The organism is Pseudomonas fulva, from assembly GCF_023517795.1.
Taxonomy (GTDB): domain Bacteria; phylum Pseudomonadota; class Gammaproteobacteria; order Pseudomonadales; family Pseudomonadaceae; genus Aquipseudomonas; species Aquipseudomonas fulva_D.
Map to the genome: position 1 here is coordinate 5049445 of NZ_CP082928.1, position 18972 is coordinate 5068416.

Annotated in this window: 21 protein-coding genes and 1 riboswitch; of the genes, 13 read left to right on the forward strand and 8 right to left on the reverse strand. The window is 64.8% G+C overall.

Annotated elements, in window-relative coordinates; genetic code table 11:
• Positions 1-103 precede the first annotated feature (103 nt).
• Genes K8U54_RS23325 through K8U54_RS23345 form a run of 5 tightly spaced genes read left to right on the forward strand, consistent with a single transcriptional unit; the run spans position 104 to position 4464 of the window.
• On the forward strand, positions 104-1510 hold the full coding sequence (locus tag K8U54_RS23325; RefSeq protein ID WP_218548301.1) for an ABC transporter substrate-binding protein: 1407 nt from the start codon (positions 104-106) through the stop codon (positions 1508-1510).
• Between the two features lie 50 nt (positions 1511-1560).
• The gene (locus K8U54_RS23330; protein ID WP_249908037.1) at positions 1561-2343 is read left to right on the forward strand and encodes an ABC transporter permease; all 783 of its coding nucleotides are present in this window, start codon (positions 1561-1563) and stop codon (positions 2341-2343) included.
• Positions 2343-3197 carry an ABC transporter ATP-binding protein gene (locus tag K8U54_RS23335; protein WP_249908038.1) on the forward strand — a complete coding sequence of 285 codons (855 nt, stop codon included), beginning with the start codon at positions 2343-2345 and terminating at the stop codon, positions 3195-3197. Before K8U54_RS23330 ends, K8U54_RS23335 begins: the two co-directional genes overlap by 1 nt.
• Entirely contained in the window at positions 3194-4174 is a 981-nt protein-coding gene (locus K8U54_RS23340; protein ID WP_249908039.1) for a HEAT repeat domain-containing protein, read from the forward strand. The genes K8U54_RS23335 and K8U54_RS23340 overlap by 4 nt, the downstream gene beginning before the upstream one ends.
• Positions 4171-4464: a DUF971 domain-containing protein gene (locus K8U54_RS23345; RefSeq protein ID WP_249908040.1), complete on the forward strand. Its 294-nt coding sequence runs from the start codon at positions 4171-4173 to the stop codon at positions 4462-4464. The genes K8U54_RS23340 and K8U54_RS23345 overlap by 4 nt, the downstream gene beginning before the upstream one ends.
• A 348-nt stretch (positions 4465-4812) precedes the next feature.
• Here K8U54_RS23345 and ykgO read toward each other — a convergent pair whose 3' ends face one another.
• Together ykgO and K8U54_RS23355 are read right to left on the reverse strand one after the other, a co-directional pair.
• Positions 4813-4968: a type B 50S ribosomal protein L36 gene (gene ykgO, locus K8U54_RS23350; RefSeq protein ID WP_042552546.1), complete on the reverse strand. Its 156-nt coding sequence runs from the start codon at positions 4966-4968 to the stop codon at positions 4813-4815.
• A complete protein-coding gene (locus K8U54_RS23355) occupies positions 4965-5225 on the reverse strand; it encodes a type B 50S ribosomal protein L31 (protein ID WP_249908041.1) in 261 nt (86 codons plus the stop codon). Before K8U54_RS23355 ends, ykgO begins: the two co-directional genes overlap by 4 nt.
• 253 nt (positions 5226-5478) lie before the next feature.
• A riboswitch (cobalamin riboswitch) is annotated at positions 5479-5674 on the forward strand.
• Between the two features lie 166 nt (positions 5675-5840).
• On the opposite strand from K8U54_RS23355, the gene K8U54_RS23360 reads away from it, so the two are divergent.
• From K8U54_RS23360 to K8U54_RS23390, 7 genes are read left to right on the forward strand one after another with little or no spacing between them, the layout of a single operon-like run.
• On the forward strand, positions 5841-6848 hold the full coding sequence (locus K8U54_RS23360) for an ABC transporter substrate-binding protein (protein ID WP_249908042.1): 1008 nt from the start codon (positions 5841-5843) through the stop codon (positions 6846-6848).
• Entirely contained in the window at positions 6845-7879 is a 1035-nt protein-coding gene (locus K8U54_RS23365) for a FecCD family ABC transporter permease (RefSeq protein WP_249908043.1), read from the forward strand. The genes K8U54_RS23360 and K8U54_RS23365 overlap by 4 nt, the downstream gene beginning before the upstream one ends.
• Positions 7876-8643: an ABC transporter ATP-binding protein gene (locus K8U54_RS23370; protein ID WP_249908044.1), complete on the forward strand. Its 768-nt coding sequence runs from the start codon at positions 7876-7878 to the stop codon at positions 8641-8643. The genes K8U54_RS23365 and K8U54_RS23370 overlap by 4 nt, the downstream gene beginning before the upstream one ends.
• A 14-nt stretch (positions 8644-8657) precedes the next feature.
• A complete protein-coding gene (locus tag K8U54_RS23375; RefSeq protein WP_249908045.1) occupies positions 8658-9095 on the forward strand; it encodes a pseudoazurin in 438 nt (145 codons plus the stop codon).
• 32 nt (positions 9096-9127) lie between these two features.
• A complete protein-coding gene (locus K8U54_RS23380) occupies positions 9128-10342 on the forward strand; it encodes an MFS transporter (RefSeq protein ID WP_249908046.1) in 1215 nt (404 codons plus the stop codon).
• Positions 10339-11694: an OprD family porin gene (locus tag K8U54_RS23385; protein ID WP_249908047.1), complete on the forward strand. Its 1356-nt coding sequence runs from the start codon at positions 10339-10341 to the stop codon at positions 11692-11694. Before K8U54_RS23380 ends, K8U54_RS23385 begins: the two co-directional genes overlap by 4 nt.
• A gap of 44 nt (positions 11695-11738) precedes the next feature.
• Positions 11739-12116 (forward strand): hypothetical protein, encoded by a 378-nt coding sequence (locus K8U54_RS23390; RefSeq protein ID WP_249908048.1) that lies wholly within the window; start codon positions 11739-11741, stop codon positions 12114-12116.
• A 17-nt stretch (positions 12117-12133) separates the two neighbouring features.
• Here K8U54_RS23390 and K8U54_RS23395 read toward each other — a convergent pair whose 3' ends face one another.
• The 3 genes from K8U54_RS23395 to K8U54_RS23405 form a co-directional block, all read right to left on the reverse strand.
• Positions 12134-13270, reverse strand: a complete 1137-nt coding sequence (locus K8U54_RS23395; protein ID WP_249908049.1) for a mechanosensitive ion channel family protein — start codon at positions 13268-13270, stop codon at positions 12134-12136.
• Positions 13271-13673: 403 nt separating this feature from the next.
• Positions 13674-14081 carry a hypothetical protein gene (locus tag K8U54_RS23400; RefSeq protein ID WP_249908050.1) on the reverse strand — a complete coding sequence of 136 codons (408 nt, stop codon included), beginning with the start codon at positions 14079-14081 and terminating at the stop codon, positions 13674-13676.
• A gap of 191 nt (positions 14082-14272) precedes the next feature.
• Entirely contained in the window at positions 14273-15277 is a 1005-nt protein-coding gene (locus K8U54_RS23405; RefSeq protein WP_249908051.1) for an NADP-dependent oxidoreductase, read from the reverse strand.
• A 183-nt stretch (positions 15278-15460) separates the two neighbouring features.
• On the opposite strand from K8U54_RS23405, the gene K8U54_RS23410 reads away from it, so the two are divergent.
• Positions 15461-16345, forward strand: coding sequence for a bile acid:sodium symporter family protein (locus tag K8U54_RS23410; protein WP_249908052.1), 885 nt, complete (start codon positions 15461-15463; stop codon positions 16343-16345).
• A 114-nt stretch (positions 16346-16459) separates the two neighbouring features.
• On the opposite strand, the gene K8U54_RS23415 is transcribed toward K8U54_RS23410, so the two are convergent.
• From K8U54_RS23415 to K8U54_RS23425, 3 genes are all read right to left on the reverse strand, one after another.
• The gene (locus tag K8U54_RS23415; RefSeq protein ID WP_249908053.1) at positions 16460-17656 is read right to left on the reverse strand and encodes a benzoate/H(+) symporter BenE family transporter; all 1197 of its coding nucleotides are present in this window, start codon (positions 17654-17656) and stop codon (positions 16460-16462) included.
• On the reverse strand, positions 17656-18270 hold the full coding sequence (locus tag K8U54_RS23420; protein WP_249908054.1) for a LysE family translocator: 615 nt from the start codon (positions 18268-18270) through the stop codon (positions 17656-17658). The genes K8U54_RS23415 and K8U54_RS23420 overlap by 1 nt, the downstream gene beginning before the upstream one ends.
• 96 nt (positions 18271-18366) lie before the next feature.
• Positions 18367-18813 carry a MarR family winged helix-turn-helix transcriptional regulator gene (locus K8U54_RS23425; protein WP_249908055.1) on the reverse strand — a complete coding sequence of 149 codons (447 nt, stop codon included), beginning with the start codon at positions 18811-18813 and terminating at the stop codon, positions 18367-18369.
• Positions 18814-18972: the final 159 nt, after the last annotated feature.

The window sequence follows — 18972 nt, forward strand, 5'->3', positions numbered from 1 at the left end:
TCCGGCCAACCACCGGACGCCTGATCACCACACCCCCTCGTTTCCCACCACCGACCGGCTGGCGGAGACGATTCCAAACCTATTGATTCGAGGGGAGACACCCATGCACTTGCGTACTACCATCGCCGGCCTCGCGCTGGCCATCGCTGCCGCTTCCGCTCAGGCGCAGACCATCCGCATCGCTATCGGCACCCAGGACACCACCATCAACTGCGCCACCGGCGGCCTGCTGATCCGCGAGCTCGGCCTGCTCGACAAATACCTGCCGCGCGACGGCAAGTACAAGGACGCCAAGTACGAAGTAGAGTGGAAGAACTTCACCAGCGGCGCGCCGCTGACCAATGAAATGGTCGCCGGCAAACTGGACTTCGGCGCCATGGCCGATTTCCCCGGTTCGTTCAACGGTGTGGCTCATCGTGACGCCGGCAAGCAAAGCCTGTTCATCACCGTGCTCTCGGGCAGCACCAAGGGCAGCGGTAACGGCATCGTGGTGCCGGCGGCATCCAGCGTGCAGTCGCTGGCCGAACTCAAGGGCAAGACCATTTCCGTGCCGTTCGCGTCCACTGCCCACGGCATGCTGCTGCGCGCCGTCGCCGCCCAGGGTTGGGACCCACAGAAAGACGTGCGCATCATCGCTCAGGCGCCGGAGATCGCCGGCTCGGCGCTGCGCAGCAATCGCATCGAAGCCCACGCCGACTTCGTGCCGTTCGCCGAACTGTTCCCCAATCGTGGTTTTGCCCGCAAGATCTACGACGGCTCCCAGGCCGACGCGCCGACCCTGCACGGCGCACTGGTGGACGCCGACTATGCCAAGAAGTACCCGGAGATCGTCACGGCCTATCTGCGCGCCGGCCTGGAGGCCGATCGCCTGTTCGCTGCCGAGCCGGAGAAGTACAGTGAGCTGATCGAAAAGGTCACCGGCATCGAGGCAGAGGTGAACTACCTGTTTCACGGTCCGCTGGGTTTGCAGACCCGCGATTTCACCTGGAAGCCTGAATACCGTCAGGCGGTTGCCACCTCCATCGACACCCTCAAGTTGCTGAAGAAGACCGACCGCGGCCTGAACGTCGAGCAATTCATCGATGACCAGTACATCAAGGCCGCCTTCGAGGCCGAGGGGCGGGATTATGGCCAGGCGCTGGCCAACTACGCGCAACTGCCGTTAGAGGCCAACGATGCAGTGACCGGCCAGCCGATCACCGACTTCAAGCGTGTGGCGCAGATCTGGGTGCGTGGCGAGAGCAAAGTGCGCCACTACGCCTCGCCGGAGGCTGCCTTCAAAGCCCTGGCGCAACTTGAGGAAGAGGGCAAGGACATCCGCGCCATCTACGCCCAGGCCGCTGATAGCGGCATCAAGCTGCTGGCCAACCAGGCCTGGTTCGTGCGTAACGGCAAAGGTGAACTCAGCGCCTTCCTGCTCAAGGATCAGGCCCAGGCCTATGCCAAGGCTCACGGCGGTGAAGCGCTGGACTTCGGCAGCGCCAACCAGCGCCAGATAGCCGCCCGCTGATCGGCCTGCTGCGCCATGCCCCATGTGGCGCAGCATTTCACTGGAGCCTGATGATGACTTCTCTACACCGCTGGCCCTTGCGTCTGGCTTCGCTCGCCCTGTGCCTGCTTTTCTGGCAGGTGGCGACGCAATCGCGCCTGGATTTCGGTTTGCTGACCTTTACCTACGTGCCCACGCCAGCCTCGGTGGTAGACGCTGCCGTGGCGCTGGTCGAATCCAGCAGGCTCTGGGATCACGTCGGCAGCAGCCTCGGCCGGGTGTTTTCCGGTTACCTGATCGCCGCCGTGCTGGGCGTCGCCCTGGGCATCGCCATTGGCCGTTCTCGCTGGGCCGAAGACAGCCTGCTACCGCCGCTTGAAGTGCTGCGGCCGATTCCCGCGGTGGCCTGGATTCCTCTGGCGATCCTGATGTTTCCTTCCTCTGAATTGTCGATGATCTTCATCACCTTCACCGGCGCGCTGTTCCCGGTGCTGCTCAACACCATCCATGGCGTGGAAGGCGTCGACGCCCGCCTGGTCGCCTCGGCGCGCAGCCTCGGGGCAGGGCGCCTGGCGATCCTTCGTGAGGTGATCCTGCCGGGCGCTGCGCCGAGCATCGTCACCGGCCTGGCGATCGGCATGGGTACTTCGTGGTTCTGCCTGGTCACTGCGGAAATGATCTCCGGGCAGTTCGGTATCGGCTATTACACCTGGGAGTCCTACACCATCCAGAACTACCCGGACATCATCGTCGGCATGCTGCTGATCGGCCTGCTCGGCATGGGCAGCAGCCTGTTGGTCAAGCGCCTCGGCAGTCTGCTGACGCCCTGGTACCGCGCGGGAGGGCGTCACTGATGAGCATCCATGAAACGGTGCTGTCGGCCGGACGGATCGACATCGAAAAACTGACCATCCGTCTCGGCGAAGGCGCCCAGGCATTCGACGCCGTGCAGGCGCTGGATTTCTCCATCGCCGCGGGCGAGTTCGTGTGCATTCTCGGCCCGTCCGGTTGTGGCAAATCAACCTTGCTTGGCGCCCTGGCCGGGCACCTGACGCCCAGCGCTGGCGCCTTGCGGGTGGACGGCCAGGCCGTTGCAGGGCCGTCGCCGCAGCGCGGCATAGTGTTCCAACATCACACCCTGTTGCCCTGGAGCAGCGTGCTCGACAATGTCGCCTTCGGCCTGAAGATGCAGGGCGTCGGCAAGGCGGAACGGCGGCAGCGGGCACGGGAATTCCTCGGCCTGGTTGGCCTGCAGGATTTCGCCTCGCGCTGGCCCAATCAGCTCTCCGGCGGCATGCAGCAGCGCGCCGAAATCGCCCGGGTGCTGATCAACCGGCCACGCCTGCTGTTGATGGACGAGCCCTTCGGTGCCCTGGACGCCCAGACGCGCAGCAAGATGCAGGAGTTGTTGTTGGATATCTGGGGCCGGGTTCGCACCACGGTGGTGTTCGTCACCCATGACATCGACGAAGCCCTGTTCCTGGCCGATCGCATTTTGGTGATGAGCCCGCGACCGGGCCGCTTTATCGAAGACTTGCGCCTGGACTTCCGTCGCCCACGCCACGCCGGCCTGTTGACCAGTCCCGACTTCGTGCAACTCAAGCGCCACTGTCTGGAATTGCTGCGCCATGAAGAAGGCCGTGAGCTGCCGCGCCTGACGCCGCTCGGCCTGCCTACCGAACATCCGCCATTGCGAGTAGCGCTATGACCAACCCGAACAACGATATAAGCACCGACAACCCCGACATTCTCGACCTGCTGCCGCGCCTGCAGGATGGCGACGCCGGGGTGCGACGCATCGCTCTGATCGAACTGGCCGACCTGGAAGAACCAGAGGCGTTGCCCTGGTTGACCCAGGCGCTGACCCGGGACAGCTCTGCCGATGTGCGGGCCGAAGCGGCGCGGCTGCTGGAAGCCTGGGAGGAGCCCGAGGTGGTCGACGCGCTCTGTGCGGCGCTGACCGATGCCGACGCCCGGGTACGCGGCGCGGCGGCGCAGAGCCTCAGCGAACTGAAGAGCGCTGAGGCGGGCCGTGTGGTGTTGCCCTGGGCCGTTCATGCCGACGCCTTCGTACGCGCCAGCGCGTTGCGTGCCTTGCGTGAGTTGCGCCTGATCGACAGCGTACCCACCGCTGTTGCGGCGCTGCAGGATAGCGATGCCTTCGTGCGTCGCGAGGCGGTGGGCATTCTTGGCTGGCTCAAGCAAAGCGATGCCTTGCCCCTGTTGGCGCGCCTGGCCAGTGACGATAGCGATACCGAAGTACGCCGTGCGGCAACCGGCGCTTTGGGCCTGGCCAGCGACGACAGCGTGCTGCCGGCTCTAAAGGCGGCGCTCAAGGATCGTGAATGGCAGGTGCGCGAAGAAGCAGCCACCACGCTGGGTAAGGTCGGCCAGGCGACGGCCGGCCCCGCGCTGCTGGAGGCGCTGAGCGACAGCTACTGGCAGGTGCGCCTGCGCGCGGTGCGCTCGCTCGGTCGCTTGCGCTTCGCAGCGGCGCATGACGGGCTGGTGGAATTGCTCGGGCACGCCATCAGCAACCTGCGCAAGGAGTCCGCGCTGGCGCTTGGCGAACTGGGCGACGATCAGGCACTGCCCGCACTGCTGGCTGTCGAGCACGATGCCGACCCGGAAGTGCGCAAGGCCGTGCGGATCGCCATCGGCCAGTTGCGCCTGCAAAAAGCATGAACCAGGCGCCCGTCGCAGTACGCAACAGTGCCACACAAGCCACGCTGACCGTGGATTGGGGGCAAGGGCAGGTTCTGGTGCTCGGCCATGGCCGCCTGCGTGCTGCGTGCCCATGCTCGAAATGCCGGGCGGCCCGGTTGGCGCAGCGTATCGATGTGGTGCCGGATGGCATACGCATCACGGCGATCCATGCCCAGGGCTATGGTGTGCAACTGATGTTCGACGATGGTCACGACCGCGGTATCTATCCCTGGCGTTATTTGCGTGAGCTGGGGGAGGTGGCAGGTTGAGTTGGCCATGCTTGTCGCATGGCCTGGTCGTCGCGGTGCCATCTGCGGGATGACCGAAAATCGCTTCGCGCCGAGGGCGATGCTCCTACCGACATGGCGTCGAACCGTCGATATTGCAGGCTCCTCGATACTGTAGGAGCCTGCTTGCGGGCGAATGGTTGTCGCGCCGCAGATGTTGAGAACGGCCACCATCGCATTCGCGCCGAGGGCGACGCTCCTACCGGCATGGTGTCGAACCGTCGATTTTGCACACGCCTCGATACTGTAGCCGCGCCCTGCGGCGAGTGCTTGTTGCGACGCGGCCTTGGAAAGATGGCTGCAATCGCGCCGCGATGGCGATGCAGGCACTTATCCCTTGTTCTTGCGTTGTGGCTTGGGCCGGCCCTGCACGCACTTGAAGCGCGGCTCGGTCTTGCAGATCACGTAGATGCGGCCGCGACGTTTGACGATCTGGCAGTCGCGATGACGCAACTTGGCCTGTTTAAGCGAGGCGACTACTTTCATGCCTTGGCTCCTGCGAAGCCTGCAAAGCGCTTGTTGAAGCCAGCCACACGGCCTTCGCTGGTGACCTGGCGCTGCTGGCCGGTATAGATGGGATGGGAGGCGCTGGACACGTCCAGGGTGACGTAGGGATAGGTGTTGCCATCGCTGTGTTGACGAGTCTTGTCGGTGTCGACCGTCGAGCCGATCAACCAGTAGGCGTCAGCAGCGACGTCGTGGAACAGAACAGGGCGATAGGTGGGGTGAATACCTGGTTTCATGAGAGCTCCGATAATTACGTTATAAGATAACATTTATAGTGTTGTTGATTATGATTCCCATTGCAAGTTCTGGGTCGATAATTTCAGGGGCCATGCGTGGCCGGGCATCAAGAGCTGATTCGGCTTGCTAAAATGTTATGTTGTAACAATAATGGCCGCGCTTTTGCGCAGGGCACTGCGTGGGCTTGGCTGGATCCGATTGCAGTCGGTGAACGGAAACTGCGGCAAAGCGCTGCAGGCGGATCACTTAATCGTTTAAGATGCCGCCGCCGGTTTCCGCGAGGAATTAATAGGGAATCCGTCGCCGCCTCTGGTGGCCAAACGGAACTGCCCCCGCAACTGTAGGTACCGAGCAGCGCTGCATTCGTGTCACTGGAATCGCTTCCGGGAAGGCCGCCGCGCTGCATGGACGTACCAGTCAGGAGACCTGCCGGCATGGGTCTGATTCCGCTTCTGCGGGCAGGGCCAGTAATCGAACCGCCGGCGGGGTGTCCGGGAGGGGCATCCGTGATCACTTCCCGCAAGGGACAGGTGCGGCCATGGTCGCGCAGCGTGATGTGTTCTCCAGCCTACGCACTGCCGTTATGCGTATTTGTTGATTAGGAGATCACCCGCATGTTCGTACCACGCCTTGCCGTCATCGGCGCCGCCCTGGCGCTGTCTTCCATGGCCCATGCCGCCGGCCCGACCCAATACCCGCTCACCCTGGAAAACTGCGGCCAGTCGCTAACGTTCGCAAAAAGCCCCGGCAACGCCGTGACCATCGGCCAGGCAGGTACCGAAATCCTTTATTCCCTGGGCCTGGGCGAACGCCTGGCCGGCACCTCGCTGTGGTTCAGCCACGTGTTGCCCGAATTCGAGGAGCAGAATGCCAAGGTGCCGCGCCTGGCCGACAACGACCCAAGCTTCGAATCGGTGATCGGCAAGCGCCCGGGCCTGGTAGCGGTGCAGTTCGAGTGGATGGTGGGCGAGCAGGGCGTGGTGGGTACGCGCAAGCAATTCCACGACCTGAACATTCCCACCTACATCATGCCGACCGACTGCGAAGGCAAGGACAACCTGGTCGGCGCAGACGGCACCCGCCTGCAGCCGTTCCAGATCGACAGCCTGTACAAGAGCATCAACCAGCTGGCGCAGATCTTCGACGTGCAGGACAAGGGCGACGCCCTGGTCGCCGACCTGCAGAAGCGCCTGGCCGCGGCGGTGGCCGGTGCCGAGCAGCGCCAGGCCCAGGATATTTCCGCGCTGTTCTGGTTCTCCAGCCCGGACATGGATCTGGACCCGTACGTGGCTGGCCAGAAGGGCGTGGCCGACTACATGATGAAGTCCCTGGGGCTGCGCAACGTGGTCGAGTCCAGCGAGGAGTGGCCGAGCGTCGGCTGGGAAACCCTGGCCAAGGCCAATCCCACGGTGCTGGTGCTGGCGCGCATGGACCGTCGCCGCTTTCCCGCCGACGACGTGGAGAAGAAGCTCGAGTTCCTGCGCAACGACCCGGTCGCCAAGCACATGGACGCCGTCAAGAACGGGCGCATCGTGATCATCGACGCCGATGGCATGCAGGCCTCGCTGCGGATGATCACCGGCATCGAAACCCTCGCCAAGGCCGTTGACGAATTCCAATGATCGCGCGCAGTTCTCGCCTGTTCCTGCTGACCATCGCCTGCCTGCTGCTTCTTGGTGTGGCGGTGATCGCCGGAGTCGCCCTGGGCGAAACCCGCATTGCGCCCTCGGTGGTGTTCCAGGTGCTGGCCAACAAGCTGTTCGCGGCAGGCTTCGTGCTCGACCCGATCGATGAGGGCATCGTCTGGAATTACCGCCTGACCCGCGCCCTGGTCGCTGCCAGCTGCGGGGCCGGGCTGGCGGTGTCCGGCGTGGTGCTGCAGGCATTGCTGCGCAACCCCCTGGCCGATCCCTACCTGCTGGGTATATCTGCCGGCGCCTCGACCGGCGCGGTTTCCGTGGCATTGCTCGGCTTGGGCGCCGGCATGCTGACGCTGTCCATGGGCGCCTTTCTCGGCGCGGTCGCCGCCTTCGCCCTGGTCGCGCTGCTGGCCCGTGCTGCGGGTGGCGGGGCGATCAGCGGCAGTGCTCAGATCATTCTGGCCGGTATCGCCGGTTCCCAGCTGTTCAATGCGCTGACCTCGTTTCTGATCACCAAGTCGGCCAGCGCCGAGCAGGCCCGCGGCATCATGTTCTGGCTGCTCGGCAACCTCAGCGGGGTCGACTGGCAGGACGTACTGCTGGCCGTGCCCATGGCGCTGGCCGGGGTCCTGCTGGTCGCCTGGCACACCCGGGCGCTGGACGCCTTCACCTTCGGCGCCGAGTCGGCGGCCTCCCTGGGCGTGCCGGTGCGCCGGGTACAGGCCACCTTGATCGCCTGCACCGCCCTGGTCACGGCGGTGATGGTGTCGATCGTCGGCTCCATCGGTTTCGTCGGCCTGGTGATCCCCCACGCCGCGCGGCTGCTGGTCGGTGCGCGGCATGGCCGGCTGGTGCCGGTCTCGGCACTGATCGGTGCGGTGTTCCTGATCGCCGCCGATGTGCTGTCGCGCACGGCGATCAATGGCCAGGTGCTGCCGATCGGCGTGGTCACCGCTCTGGTCGGCGCGCCGGCGTTCGCGGTGATTCTGGTGCGCGGGAGGCGAGCGCGATGAGCACCGTGTTGCAGTGCAGCGACCTGGGCTGGTCGGTAAAGGGCAGGGCGATCGTGGCGGGGGTCGACCTCGAGGTGCGCCGGGGCGAAACCCTGGGGCTGATCGGGCCCAACGGCTCGGGCAAATCGACCCTGCTCAAGCTGCTCTCCGGCATTCGTGCGCCGGGCAATGGCCAGGTGCAGCTCGATGGCAGGCCGCTGGCGAGCCTGGGCCGCCGCGACGTGGCCCGGCAGCTGGCGTTCGTCGAGCAACAGGCCGATACCAGCGACGCGGTGACGGTGCGCGACGCCGTCGAACTGGGGCGCACGCCCTGGTTGTCGGCGCTGCAGCCGTGGTCGGACGATGACGAGCGCATCGTCATGCAGGCCCTGGCCGACGTGGACATGGCCCACATGCACGAGCATGCCTGGAGCACCCTGTCCGGCGGTGAGCGCCAGCGCGTGCACATCGCCCGGGCGCTGGCCCAGCAACCCCAGGTGCTGCTGCTCGACGAGCCGACCAACCACCTGGACATCCAGCATCAGCTGTCGATCCTCAACCTGGTGCGCGCGCTGCCGGTCACCACCCTCATCGCCCTGCACGATCTCAACCAGGCCCTGGAATGCGACCGCCTCGGGGTCATGGAACATGGCCGCCTGGTGGCACTGGGCGAGCCCGGCGAAGTGCTCACCACCGAACGCCTGCGCGACACCTTCGGGGTGCGCGCCCGCTACCTGACCGACCCGGAAGATGGCGCCCGGGTGCTGCGTTTTCATCCTGCCTGACACGGACGGTTTCCATGCCCATTCGCTACGCCATCACGCTTCTGACGACCCTGTTCTGCACCGCGGCCCTGGCCGAGGTGCACGAAGTGAAAATGCTCAACCGCAGCGCTGGCGGGGCCATGGTCTACGAGCCCGATTACCTGGCCATCGCGCCAGGGGATAGGGTCAAGTTCATCGCCACCCAGCCGAGCCACAATGCCGCCAGCCTGCCAGGCTTCCTGCCCGAAGGCGCCGAGCCGTTCAAGGGCAGGATCAACGAGGAAGTCGAGGTGACGTTCGAGGTGCCGGGCTTCTACGGCATCCAGTGCATTCCGCACCTGGCCATGGGCATGGTGATGCTGATTCAGGTTGGCGAGCGCCCGAGCAGCGCGGTGCAGATTCCGGCGTCGCTGCCGACCCGGGCCAGGCAGCGCTTCGAGCAGATCCTCGAACAGGCCGATTCGGCATACTGAATGCCCCTTCCTTCGATGAGTGTCGTGCCCTGATGCCCCCTGTCCTGACCACCCTGGGCTCGCTGTCGCCGGCAGCGCGCGTGCTGATCCTCAATGGGCTGACGTTCAACTTCGGCTTCTACATGCTGATGCCGTACCTGGCCGGGCACCTCAGCGAGAACCTCGGCCTGGCCGGCTGGGCCGTGGGCCTGGTGCTCGGCATCCGTGTGTTCAGCCAGCAGGGGCTGTTCCTGCTCGGTGGCTTGCTGGGCGATCGCATCGGGTACCGGCGCGCCATTCTGATCGGCTGCGCGGTGCGTTGTGTCGGGTTCGCTGTGTTCGGCTTTTCCGAGAGCCTTACGGTGCTGCTGCTGGCCGCCTGCCTGAGCGGTTTCGCCGGCGCGCTGTTCACCCCCTGCGCCCAGGCCTATCTGGCGGACGAATGCCAGGACGCACAGCGGCGCAAGCAGGCGTTCGCCCTGCACAACATGGCTAGCACCGCCGGCATGCTGCTCGGGCCGCTGGCTGGCCTGCTGTTCATCAGCGTGGATTTTTCGGTGACCGGCAGCGTATCGGCGGCGCTGTTCGGGGTGATGACGCTGGTGCAGTGGCGCTTCCTGCCGCTCAAGGATCTGCTCTCGGGCGAAGAACCGGTGACCATGCTGCGCCAGTGCCTGGACATGCTCCGGCAATGGCCGTTCCTGCGCTTCGCCTTGCTGGCCGCCGCCTATCCGCTGCTGTTTCACCCGTTGTACCTGGCGGTGCCGGCCTATAGCCACGCCTATGGCGGCGGTCAGGAGTGGATCACCCGGGTGTTCGTGATCACCGCCGTGGTCGGTGTGCTGCTGCAGATGCCCGTCAGCAGCCTGCGCCAACGCTGGATCAGCGAAGGGCAGGGCATGGGCGCAGGCCTGGCGCTGATGGCGGCCAGCTACGGCCTGCTGGCCGAGCCGCTGGTCAGCCTGTTCGGCGCGCAGCTGGCCGTGCAGCTCATGGCTGCGCTGTTCAGCCTCGGCAGCCTGCTGGTGCTGCCGCTGCTCTCGGCCCATGTGCCCCATTACGCCAAACGCGGCCAACTGGCGGCCTATTACGGATTCTTCGCGGGTGTGGGCGGCTTGGTCGCGCTGCTCAGCAACGTGTTGATCGGCCGCTTCCTGCCGGCCGATCAGGCGCCGCCACAACTGTTGTGGTGGGCATTGATGGGCATCGGCATGGCGGCAGCAGTCAGCCTTTGCTGGCATATGGGTTCAATCAAGGAGCAATCGTGAACAGGTCGTATCTAGGTTTGCTTGCCGTAACGGCATGCTGCGTTTCACCCCAGGCACTGGCAGCTGGCGACGAGCAGGCGAAAAGCGCCGGCTTTATCGGCGACGCCACCTGGAGTCTGCTCAATCGCAGCGTGTACGAGAATCGCGACTATCGAAATGGCGGGCGCAGCAATGGCGCACGCAACGCTTACAAACCCCGTGACAGCCGTAACGGTTATGCCGAGGAGTGGGGCTACGGCATGCAGGGCGAGGTGAAGTCCGGATTTACCCAGGGCACCGTGGGTTTCGGGCTCGATGGCCATCTGTACCTGTCGCAGAAGCTCGATGGCGGCGGCGGGCGTGCGGGCAAGATGCGGCACATGCCGGTGGACAACGATGGCTACGATCAGAACGACGCGGCCCGCGGTGGCGCAGCCGTCAAGGCGCGCCTGTCATCGACCTGGGTGCGCTACGGCGAGCAACGGGTCAAGACGCCGATCTTTTCCTCGTCGGACAGCCGCCTGCTGCCGGAAACCCATACCGGCTGGTTCCTCGACAGCCGCGAAATCGATGACCTGGTGCTGACCGGCGGGCACTTCACCGGCTCGGCGGATCGCAATTCGCGCAGCAACAACAATCCACTGATCATCAACTACGCGGACCCCGGCCGGCCACTGGGCAACGCGTTCAGCTTCGTGGGCGGCACCTATACGGGCGTGCCGGCGCTGTCGCTGAGCCTCTACGCTGGTGAGCTGGAAGACAGCTGGCGCACGGGTTACCTGGGCGTCAGCTACATCCAGGCCTTCGATGACGAGCGAGCGCTGAGCGCCGATCTCAACCTCTACCGCAGCAGCGACACCGGTCAGGCCCTGGCGGGGCGGGTATCCAACACCACCGCCAGTCTGCTGCTGAGCTACAGCGAGGGCTTTCACAAGATCGCCTTGGGCTACCAGAAGGTCGATGGCGACAGCCCCTTCGACTACGTGACCCGCGGCGCCATCTGGCTGGGCAATGCCGTGCAGCTCTCCGACTTCAACGCCCCCAATGAGCAGTCCTGGCAGCTGGCCTACACCTACGACATGGCCGCTGTCGGCATCCCTGGGCTCAGCGCCGGCGCCGCCTATGTGCGCGGCAGCGGCATCGATGGCAGCGACGTGGACCCCAACGGCAGCTACGCCTGGCTGGGCTACGGCAAGGGTGGCAAGCACTGGGAACGCGATCTCAACCTGCGCTATGTGGTGCAGACCGGTACCCTGAAAGGGCTCAACGTGCTGTTGCGCCAGAGCGTGCATCGCGGCAACGCGGCGCAGGCGGAAGGCGACACGGATCAGCTGCGGCTGGCGGTCGAGTACCCGCTGACTGGCCGATTCTGAGCGATCTGATAGGCTGGCGAACCTGATTGGGAGTGGATACCCCGTTGCGCTCGATTACCACCGTCCTGCTGTTCTGCCTGAGCCTGCCGGCCCAGGCCGCCTTTACCTTGCCGGGCGACGCCATGCGCTGTACGCGCAGCGCGACTGTGCTCAACTGCACGGATCGTTTCGGCAACCACTACGGCATCGTCCAGCAGGGCAACGACACCCTGATGCGCGGCTTCGACGTGATCAGCGGGCTCAGTTGGTCACAGACCAGCACCACCTATGGCCGGCTGCAGCTGTTCACCGGCGTCAGCGCCGACGGGCAGGTGTGGTTCGGTTCCAGCCGGCGAATCGGCTGGAACGTGGTCAGTCGGCTGTCCAGCTCCCAGGGGGATCGCGACCGGGTCAACTGCAACCGCCTGAGCGGTTGCCGCTGACACCCTGTCGCGCCGGCTCAGCTGAAGCGTGGCAGGCGCTGCTCCTGGTCGTCCGTCTCATGCTCGGCCTGCTGCGGCAAGCCCGCCACCTTCAGGGTCGGCATGCGCTCGCCGACCAGGCGCAGGTCGCGGCGCGGCAGGGCGAAGCGCACATCCAGTTCGCGTAGCGCATCGAGCAGTTGCAGATTGATCTCCTGCTGGATGTCCATGTACTGGTTGTAGTCCGAGCTCTGCACGATATACACCACCTCGAAGGTCAGCTGGCTCTCGTCGAAGCCGAGGAAATGGGCACGGTCGAACTTGGTTTTCGGGGTGGCGCGGATGATCTCGCCGACCCGTTCCGACACCTGGCGCACCTTGTCACTCGGCGTGTCGTAGCTGATGCCGAACTTGAACACGATGCGCCGGGTGTCCATGCGCTTGTAGTTGTGCACGATCTGGCGCAGCAGGTCGGCGTTGGCGCAGACCACCTGCTCGCCGCTGAGGCTGCGGATCCGCGTGGTCTTCAGGCCGATATGCTCGATGCTGCCGGCCACCTCGCCGAACACCACGAAGTCGCCGATCTCGAAGGGTTTGTCGACACCGATCGACAACGAGGCGAACACGTCGCTCAGCACCGTCTGCACCGCCAGCGCCACGGCGATACCACCGACCCCGAGGCTGGCCACCAGGGCGGTGATGTCCACGCCCAGGTTGGCGAGAATCGACAGCAGCATGACCGACCAGACGACGATCAGCACCATGATGCTGATGATGGTGGTCATCACCGGGTTGTAGCCGCTGGCACCGTGCTTGCCGACCACCAGGCTGCGCGACCACAGGCGCACGCCGGTATCCACCCAGAGGGCGATCTGCAGCGCCAGGGCGACGAACCAGGTGTGGCTCAGCGCGGCCTGCCAGCTGCCGGGCAGGTCCGGCAGGCGCAGGGCCAGCAGCAGCGAGAACGCCAGGAGCAGGGTGCGGTTGGTCCGTCCGATCACCACGGCGACGAAATGCTGCCAGTTGCCGTCCTGCCCCTTGGACCAGGTGATCAGCCGCTTGTGAACGATGCCGACCAAGGTGCGCAGCACGGTATAGATCGCGGCGGTCGCCGCCACCACGATACCGATGGCGATCCACAGGTCGCGATCTAACCAGATGTTCCACTGTTCCATTGGGGTCTCCTGAAAAAGCCAATACAGTTTTCTGTAGGCCTCAGGGCGCAGAAGTTCCGGTCAATGGCCTGACGGAGAGGCCAGAGGGTCGCTTGCATGCGGTAGCTTGTCGCATGCCGGCATGCCAGTGGGCGATAGCTGAGCTATGGTGGTGGGGTGATCCGAAGTCCTGCGCTCATCAGCCATGGCGCGCAACCGGGTAGTGGTCACTGGCCTCTATCGCCGCAAACGATGCGGCGCGGGTAACCCTGATGCGGGCACCAAGCCTGTCCGCCTGGAGAATGACGTGACCTTCTATAGCCTTGATCTGCTGCTGATTCTTTTCGTGGTTACGCTGTTGTTCACGGCCTTGCCGATCATCCTGATGCGCAGCCTCTAGGCCCATCGAAGCCCTGTACCGCCTTCAACTGGTGACGGCCTGGCCCAGCAGCGTACGAAAGCGCTCCGGTTGCACGTCGCGTATCAGCAACAGGGCGCCCACCGTGCGCGCGGGGGTATTGGGCAGGGCATGGGCGGGAATCGCGATGGGCAGCTGCGCTTGCCAGGCACGGATCAGCTCGATGGGGTCGCCACCGGCCGGCAGCAATTCGTCGAGGTAGACCTCGACGCCCATTTGCGAGGCCAGTTCGGCCGATTGGCGCAGCAGCGCCTCGGCCATCTCGTGTTGCTCGACCGGCGCGGCCGCGTCGAAGCGCGCCAGCCACTCACTCATCTGCTTGCGGCATTGCGTTGCCGGGCTGCGCGTTCGCTGCACCAGGAAATACACCGCGCCGACCAGCACGAGGGTTGTGACAGTGAAGAACAGTTCCATCCTGACTCCGGCGCGTGAAGACGTTCAGCCGTCTGGCTGCATGGCGGCGAAACTAACCGAACGGTCATGCGGGCTCAAGCAATTTAATGGCCAGTGGCCATCTTCGTTGCGGGGTCTGCCAGCGGGCAGGCGACCAGGAACTGTTGCATCGGGGTGCGCGCCGGGCGGCCTGAGGGCCGCCCGGTCGACGGTCAGACCTTGAGCACCAACTTGCCGAAGTTCTCGCCCTTGAACAGCTTGAGCAGGGTTTCCGGGAAGGTTTCCAGGCCCTCGACGATGTGCTCCCTGGACTTGACCTTGCCTTCGGCCAGCCAGCCGCCGATTTCCGCCGCAGCGCTGGCGAAGTTGGCGGCGTGATCCATGACCACGAAGCCTTCCATGCGCGCACGGTTGACCAGCAGCGACAGGTAGTTGGCCGGGCCCTTGACCGCCTCCTTGTTGTTGTACTGGCTGATCGCGCCGCAGATGACGATGCGCGCCTTGGGTGCCAGGCGGCCGAGTACGGCGTCCAGGGTGTCGCCACCGACGTTATCGAAATACACGTCGACGCCCTTGGGGCATTCGCGCTTGAGGGCTTCAGGTAAATCTTCGCTTTTGTAGTCGATGGCCGCATCGAAACCCAGCTCGTCGGTCAGGTAGGCGCATTTCTCCTTGCCGCCGGCGATACCAATCACCCGGCAGCCCTTGAGCTTGGCGATCTGCCCGGCAATGCTGCCCACTGCGCCGGCGGCGCCGGACAGCACCACGGTGTCCCCGGCTTTCGGCGCGCCGACATCGAGCAGGGCGAAGTAAGCGGTCATGCCGGTCATGCCGAGGGCCGACAGGTACACCGGCAGCGGTGCGCGCTTGGGGTCGACCTTGTAGAAGCCCTTGGGCTCGCCGAGGAAATAGTCCTGCACGCCAAGGGCGCCGTTGACGTGATCACCCACCTTGTAATCCGGGTGGTTGGAGGCCACCACCTCGCCGACGCCAAGGGCACGCATCACGTCGCCCAGGCCCACCGGCGCGATATAGGACTTGCCCTCGTTCATCCAGCCGCGCATGGCCGGGTCCAGCGACAGGTAGAGGTTCTTGACCAGGATCTGCCCATGGCCCGGTTCGCCGAGCGGTTTTTCCACGTAATCGAACGTATCGCGGCTGACCATTCCGCTGGGGCGTTTGGCGAGCAGGAACTGACGGTTGAGCTGAGTGGACATGGAGAGCCTCCGTTGAAATAAGCTGTGGTGATAATCCCCGGCCTGGGATTGGACAAGGATGTCGCAGTGGCCGAATGTTTGCCGATCCATCGAACTGATGGGGCCATTGCCCACGCCCAAGGCGTCGATAGCCCGCTACAGTGTGGATCACGATCACGGAAGTCTGACCACGCCGAGGTAGCGATGACTGCAAGTCCCTTGCTGAGTGTGTTTCTTCCCCTGGCCCTGGGCATCATCATGCTCGGCCTGGGCCTGTCGCTGACCCTGGCGGATTTCGCCCGGGTGGTGAAGTACCCCAAGCCGGTGTTGATCGGGCTGTTCTGTCAGTTGTTGCTGCTGCCGGTGGCCTGTTTCTTCCTGGTTCAGGCGTTCGGCCTGGCCCCCGCCCTGGCGGTGGGCATGATGCTGCTGGCCGCCTCGCCCGGCGGCACCTCGGCCAACCTGTACAGCCACCTGGCCCATGGCGACGTGGCGCTGAACATCACCTTGACCGCGGTGAACTCGGTGGTCGCGGTGTTGACCATGCCCTTTATCGTCAACCTGTCACTGGCCTACTTCATGGAAGGCGATCAGGCGATCCCGCTGCAGTTCGCCAAGGTGGTGCAGGTGTTCGCCATCGTGCTGGGGCCGGTGGCGATCGGCATGTTCCTGCGCAGCCGCTTTCCCAGTTTCGCCATGCGCATGGAAAACCCGGTGAAAATCATCTCGGCACTGTTCCTGCTGCTGATCATCATCCTGGCGCTGGTCAAGGACTGGCAGACGGTGCTCGATTACGCGCCGGTAGTCGGCGCTGCAGCGCTGGCCTTCAATCTGCTGAGTTTGGCGGTGGGCTACTTCGTGCCGCGCCTGCTCAAGCTCAGCCTGCGCCAGGCCATCGCCATCGGCATGGAGATCGGCATCCACAACGGCACCCTGGCCATCGCCCTGGCGCTCAGCCCGGTGCTGCTCAACAACAGCACCATGGCAATTCCCGCGGCGCTGTACAGCATCATCATGTTCTTCACCGCCGCAGCCTTCGGCTGGTGGGTGAATGCGGCCCATGGCAAGCAGTTGAGGGCCGAGGTCTGAGATGTCGCCGCGTAACGACTGATTCAAGAAAGTAGCGGCCATTCAATTTTTGGTGGGCTGAAGCCCACCAATTGGTGCCTGCAGCCAATGGCCGCTATCGCCATACCACTGCCTTCAGGCACCGCGCTTCCCGCCATTGAGCAGCATCAGCGTCAGCAATCCCGCGACGATACCCCAGAACGCCGAGCCGACCCCGAACAGGGTCATGCCCGAGGCAGTGACCAGAAAGGTGATCAGCGCTGCTTCGCGCTCTTTCGGCTCGCCCATGGCCTGGGTCAGGCCGCCGATGATCGAGGCGAACAGCGCCAGGGCGGCGACTGACAGGATCAGCGCCTTGGGCAGGGCGGCGAACAGGGCGGCGAGGGTGGCGCCGAACAGCCCGGCAATCCCATAGAAAACCCCGCACCAGACTGCTGCCGTGTAGCGCTTGCGCGGATCCTCGTGGGCTTCCGGGCCGGCGCAGATCGCCGCGCTGATGGCGGCCATGTGGATGCCATGGGAGCCGAAGGGCGCCATCAGGATCGACACCAGGCTGGTGGTGTTGAGCAGCGGCGAGGCCGGAATGTCATAGCCGTTGGCGCGCAGCACCGCCATGCCCGGCAGGTTCTGCGAGGCCATGGCGACGATGAACAGCGGGATGCCGATACTGATCGCCGCGGCGATGGAGAAACTCGGCGTGGTCCACTCAGGCGTTGCCAGTTGCAGCTCGAACTGAGAGAAGTTCAGCAGCCCCAACACGCCGGCCAGCACGCAGCCCACCACCAGCGCACCGAGCACGGCGTAACGTGGCTGCAGGCGCTTGCCCAGCAGGTAGGTGAACAGCATGGCGATCACCAGCAGCGGTTGCTGTTCGGCGGCCACGCAGATCTCCAGGGCGATCTTGAACAGCACGCCGGCCAGCAGCGCCGCGGCGATGGAGCCGGGAATGCGGCGCATGATGCGGTCGAAGCTGCCAGTCAGCCCGCACACCAGAATCAGCGCCGAGCAGAGGATATAGGCGCCGATCGCCTCGCCGTAGGGCACGCCGGGCAGGCTGGTGATCAGCAGTGCCGCGCCCGGCGTCGACCAGGCGACCATCACCGGGGCGCGGTAGCGCAGCGACAGGCCGATGCAGGTCACCGCCATGCCGATCGACAGGGCCCAGATCCACGAGGAAATCTGCCCGGCGCTGAGCCCGGCAGCCTGGCCGGCCTGGAACATCAGCACCAGGGAACTGGTATAGCCGGTGAGCATGCCGATGAAGCCGGCAACCACCGCAGAGGTGGAGGTGTCGGCCAGTGGACGCAGGCGCGGTTGGCTGCTGTCGCGCATTACAGCACTCCTTTGATGTCGGCCAGTATCGGGTACAGCGAGACCACCAGTAGCACGGCCATGCCGATATTGAAGACGCGCAGCACCGTGGCGTTACGCAGCCAGTTGCGCAGCAGGCTGCCGGCCACCGTCCACAAGCCGACGCAGGGCCCGCCGACGACCGCGAACAGAGCGGCGATCAGCAGCACGTTGACCAGGAAATTCTCCTGCGGGGTGTAGGTGGCGATGGCACCGATGGCCATGACCCAGGCCTTGGGATTGACCCACTGGAACGCCGCGGCCTGCAGGAAGGTAAAGGGCTTGCCGCGCTCGCCGCCGGTGCTGTCCGGCGCGCCGGAGCCGGCGATCTTCCAGGCCAGGTAGAGCAGGTAGGTGGCGCCCAGGTAGCGCAGCAGCGTGTACAGCACCGGCAGTTGCTCGAACAGCTGCCCCAGCCCTAAGCCCACGCAAATCACCAGCACCATGAAACCGAGGCTGATGCCCAGCATGTGCGGCACGCTGCGGCGCAGGCCGAAGTTCACGCCGGAGGCCAGCAGCATCATGTTGTTGGGGCCTGGCGTGATCGAGGTGACGAAAGCGAAGGCGACGAAGGCGAGCAGCAGTTCCGGAGTCATGACGAGTTCTCTTGAATGAACGATGACGATAAGGGCTGCCGCCGGGATCGTCGCCATACAGAGCACGCGATAAGTGACCGTACAGTTGTGTCGGGGCTACTCTGGTGGGCGAGCTGTACCGCAAAGCGCCTTGTTAACCGCCAGCCAGCCCTCGACCGCTTGCCTGCCGCTCTCATCGAACGCCCGCTGCAGCAGCTTGACCTGCTCGCGGCGCAGGGCGCGCTCCAGTCTGGCGCCTTCGACGGTCAGGCCGAGCAGGCGCTTGCGCTTGTCGTCCTCGGCGGTGACGCTCTGGGTCAGGTGCATTTCCATCAGCTGGCGCAGCGGAATGCTCAAGGCCTGCTTGCTCACCCCCAGATAACCGAGCAGTTCGCTGACGCTGAGCCCCGGATGTCGCGCGATGAAGAACAGGATGCGCTGATGCACTCGCGACAGGCCGCGGCGCGCGAGCATCTCGTCGGCCTTGGTGGTGAACGCCTGGTAACCAAAGAAGAAGGCGGCCATGGCGGCTTGCTGGTCGGCTGAGTTTTTAAGGTCAATCATGTTGACGTATATGTCTCGGGCGGCGTACTTTCGATCAAGCAGTTTGACCTAGGGTCTGTTGACGTTTCAACGCGAGCCGCGTTGCCGCGAGAAATCTCGCCAGGCCGGGCGGCGATCCGCGAGGCGGAGGAGGCAGGGAATGGCGTTCCCTTTTCAAGT